The organism is Streptomyces sp. MZ04, assembly GCF_004684775.1.
In the GTDB taxonomy this organism is placed as follows: domain Bacteria; phylum Actinomycetota; class Actinomycetes; order Streptomycetales; family Streptomycetaceae; genus Streptomyces.
In genome coordinates this window covers 1-3,410 of the sequence record NZ_SRIC01000483.1, presented here as the reverse complement: position 1 = coordinate 3,410, position 3,410 = coordinate 1, and the positions used below count along the sequence as shown (strand labels likewise).

Here is a 3,410-nt window from a genome sequence, read left to right as displayed (position 1 = left end):
GCTGTGGAGGTGGCGGAGGCAGCTGACACGGGGCAGCTGGTCCGTCGATCCGTTGAAGTGTCCGGCAGGAGACAACTCCTGCCGGGCACTTTGTCGCTGACTGGTGAAGAAGGCATTGAACAGTTGAGCTGGGGAGCCCCCGAGGGGATGGAAACCCTACGAAGTTGGGTAAAAACGCTGTGGCAGTGCAGCAGTCCATGATTCCCTCTTAATCGTCAGCGCCGCCCTCGGACGGACGACTTGGACTCAACAAGGGCGTCCTCGTGGGCACGAGCCGGCATTCCGGCCTCCCGGTGTCCGACCGGGTGCGCCGGCACCACCTCCATTGCGTGTTAGCGGAGCCGACCCATGCTCACGACCCTGAAGACTGTCTATACCGACACGTGCGCCGCAGACCTCGCCTGGACTCTGGGGCGCGAGCCGCTGCCCGCGCTCGCCACACTCGAACTCGAACTCGGCGACACCAAGATGGAGTTGAGGCTCCTGGGGGCCTCCCATCAGGTGCTGCTCGAGGAGGAGCAGGGCAGCTGCTCCGAGACCGTCGCGTGCATTCCCGGCAGCAGTACGCCGCTGCCGCTCGGTGTCTCCAAGCGTCTCGGCGAGTGGGAGTACGAATTCGCGGCGCGGGTGGAGACGCTGTCCCGAGGGCAGTTCACGGGGCGGGCACAGGAGTTGCTCGCACTGGTGTCGGAGCATCCGCACGGCCTCGCCGGGGTGTTCCCCGGCAGCCCGCATGCCTTCACGGCGATGCTGGCGCAGCGGCACGAGGGCGCTGTGCAGTGGCGTACGTGGCACGCGTATCCGCAGGACGGCCAGTTGGTGGCCACGCGGACCCGGCTGGGTCTGCGGATTCCCGCGGGGATCTGAGGGATCCGGGCGGGTCCGAGCGGGCCGGGGTGCGGCGCAGATGCACCCTTGTGGGGGACCCGGTGTGAGCATGCGGTGACGTAGCGTTCCCAGCGTGAGAGAGCCGTCAACGCGTCTGCCCGTCACGCCCCGGACGGGGCGGTTCCTCGTCCTCGCGGGCGTCTTCGTCTGCGCGGCCTGCGGCCTGGTGTACGAACTCGAACTCGTCGCCCTCGCCTCGTACTTGATCGGTGACTCGGTCACCCAGGCCTCGGTGGTCCTGTCCGTGATGGTCTTCGCCATGGGCATCGGCTCGCTGCTCGCCAAGCGGCTGCGGTACCGGGCGGCCGCCGGCTTCGGTCTGGTCGAGGCGGCGCTCGCGCTGGTCGGCGGGCTGAGTGCGATGGCTCTGTACGCGGCGTTCGCCTGGACCGGCGACCGGGGCGAGGTGTGGGCGAGCGGTTCGCGGTATCTGCTCGTCGCGTTCTCGCTCGCCATCGGGCTGCTCATCGGCGCCGAAGTGCCGCTGCTCATGGTCCTGATCCAGCGGATCAGGCGGCAGGACCCGAGCGGCGCGGTGTCCGACCTGTTCGCCGCCGACTACGTGGGCGCGCTGGTGGGCGGGCTCGCCTTCCCCTTTCTTCTCCTCCCGCTGTTCGGTCAGCTGACGGGGGCGCTGATGACGGGTGCGATCAACGCGATCGCGGGCGGCGCCCTCGTATTCGGGCTCTTCCGGCGGGACTTGAGCACGCGGGCGCGCTGGGCCCTGATCGTCGCGAACATCACCGTGCTCGGTCTGCTGGCCTCGGCCGCCGTGCTCGTCGGCGACTTCGAGGCGGCGGCGCGGCGTGCCGTGTACGGGAAGGATGTGCGGGTCGCGGTGCAGACCGACGTACAGGAAGTGGTGCTCACAGGGGGGCCGCGCAGCTCGCTCGACCTCTACCTCGACGGGCGGCTGCGGGTCAGCGGACGCGACGGGCACCGCTACCACCGGGCGCTCGTCGACCCCGCGATGAACGGACCGCACGCGCGCGTGCTCATCCTCGGCGGCGGCGACGGGCTCGCGGCGCGCGAGGCGCTGCGGCATCCGGGGGTCGAGCGGGTGGACGTGGTGGAACTCGACGCGGGGGTGGTGCGGCTGGCGCGGCGCGATCCCGCGCTGAGCGAGCTGAACGGGCATGTGTACGAGGACCGCCGGGTGCGGGTGGTGAACGCCGACGCGTTCCACTGGCTGCGGTCGCCGCCGCGTACGTACGACGTGGTGATCTCCGATCTGCCGGACCCCGGCATCACGGCGAGCACCAAGCTCTACTCCCAGGAGTTCTACGGCCTCGCCTCCCGCGCGCTCGCGCCCGGCGGGCGGCTCGCCGTGCACGCGGGGCCCGTCTCCACGCGGCCGCGGGTCTTCTGGACGGTGGAGGCGACGCTGCGGGCGGCCGGGCTGCGGACCGCGCCGTACCGCGCGGGGGGCAGGGTCTCCGGGTTCGCGGCCGGGCCCTACGGGACGGCGGACGGTGGGGCGGCGCCGCGCGACTGGGGTTTCGTCCTCGCCGCGCGGTCCGTTCCGGTCCTCGCGACACCCCGGACGGCGGCGCCGGGGCAGGCGGGTGTGGAGTCCGCCGAATCCGCCGAACGGGCGCGGCCGCGGGGTCTTACCCCCTCCACACTGGTGCACCCGCGGTACGCGAACTGAGGAGGAAGCGGCGAACTGACGTACAGGGTGCGGGGCCCGTGGGTAGGCTCCACTGCCATGGAGCATGAGGTGTTCGTTCCGGTTCCCGCAGACCGTCTCCGGCACGCGCTCGGCGACCCTGAGAGGGTCGCCGGCGCGGTGCCCGGTCTTCAGCGCGACGCGGACGAGGCGGCAGCGCCGCTCTCCGGCCGCCTCAAGGTGCGGGTCGGGGGCCACACGATCACGTACCGGGCTGCGGCGCGGGTCGCTGCGCGGGGCGATGACGGATACGTCGTCGAGGGCGAGGGCACCGAGGTGCGCGGCAGCGGCTCCGTGAAGATCTCGCTGACGGTGCGGGTCGTTCCGGCGGACGGTGGGGCGCGGCTGCTGTTCGGGGGGACGGCTTCGGCGGACGGCCGGGTCGCGGAAAGTTCTCCACAGGCTGTGGAGGGGGCGGTGCGGAGGCTGCTCGAGCGGTTCGCGTCTTCCCTGGGGTCGGAGGCGTCGACGGAGCCGGAGCCGGAGCCGGAGCCTGCTCCTTCCCCTGCCCCTTCCCCTGAGGTCTCCGTCTTCGAGGCAGAGGTGCCGCCGTCGTCGTTCGACGTGGACGAGGACGGTGTGGACGACGACGTGATCGTGCCTCCGGCGGAGGCCGCGCACGCTCGGCGGACGATGATCGGCCGTAGCGCGGAGGAGGTCGACCACGCGCCGCCGCGGGGGCGGTACGCGCCGGCGCCTGCGGCGGAAGCGATGTCCACCAGCGCGACCCTCCGCTGGGCCGCGCCGGCGGCGGCGGTGGTCGTCGCCTCAGCAATCGTCCTGGGCCGAGCCTTGAGGAAGCGCCGGTAGCTTGGACCCCGTTCTGGACCGCCGCTTCGCGGCGGATTTTTCC

The 3,410-nt window shown here is 71.8% G+C and carries 4 protein-coding genes; all 4 read left to right on the top strand.

Annotated features, from left to right (window positions below; all coding sequences use genetic code 11):
* On the top strand, positions 1-201 hold a 201-nt coding region (locus tag E2651_RS44900), incomplete at its 5' end, for a hypothetical protein (RefSeq protein WP_209446388.1).
* A gap of 147 nt (positions 202-348) precedes the next feature.
* Positions 349-867 carry a DUF2617 family protein gene (locus E2651_RS42205; protein WP_135336561.1) on the top strand — a complete coding sequence of 173 codons (519 nt, stop codon included), beginning with the start codon at positions 349-351 and terminating at the stop codon, positions 865-867.
* A gap of 94 nt (positions 868-961) precedes the next feature.
* Positions 962-2,539 (top strand): polyamine aminopropyltransferase, encoded by a 1,578-nt coding sequence (locus E2651_RS42200; protein ID WP_135336560.1) that lies wholly within the window; start codon positions 962-964, stop codon positions 2,537-2,539.
* Positions 2,540-2,596: 57 nt separating this feature from the next.
* Positions 2,597-3,367, top strand: coding sequence for an SRPBCC domain-containing protein (locus E2651_RS42195; RefSeq protein WP_135336559.1), 771 nt, complete (start codon positions 2,597-2,599; stop codon positions 3,365-3,367).
* Positions 3,368-3,410 lie beyond the last annotated feature (43 nt).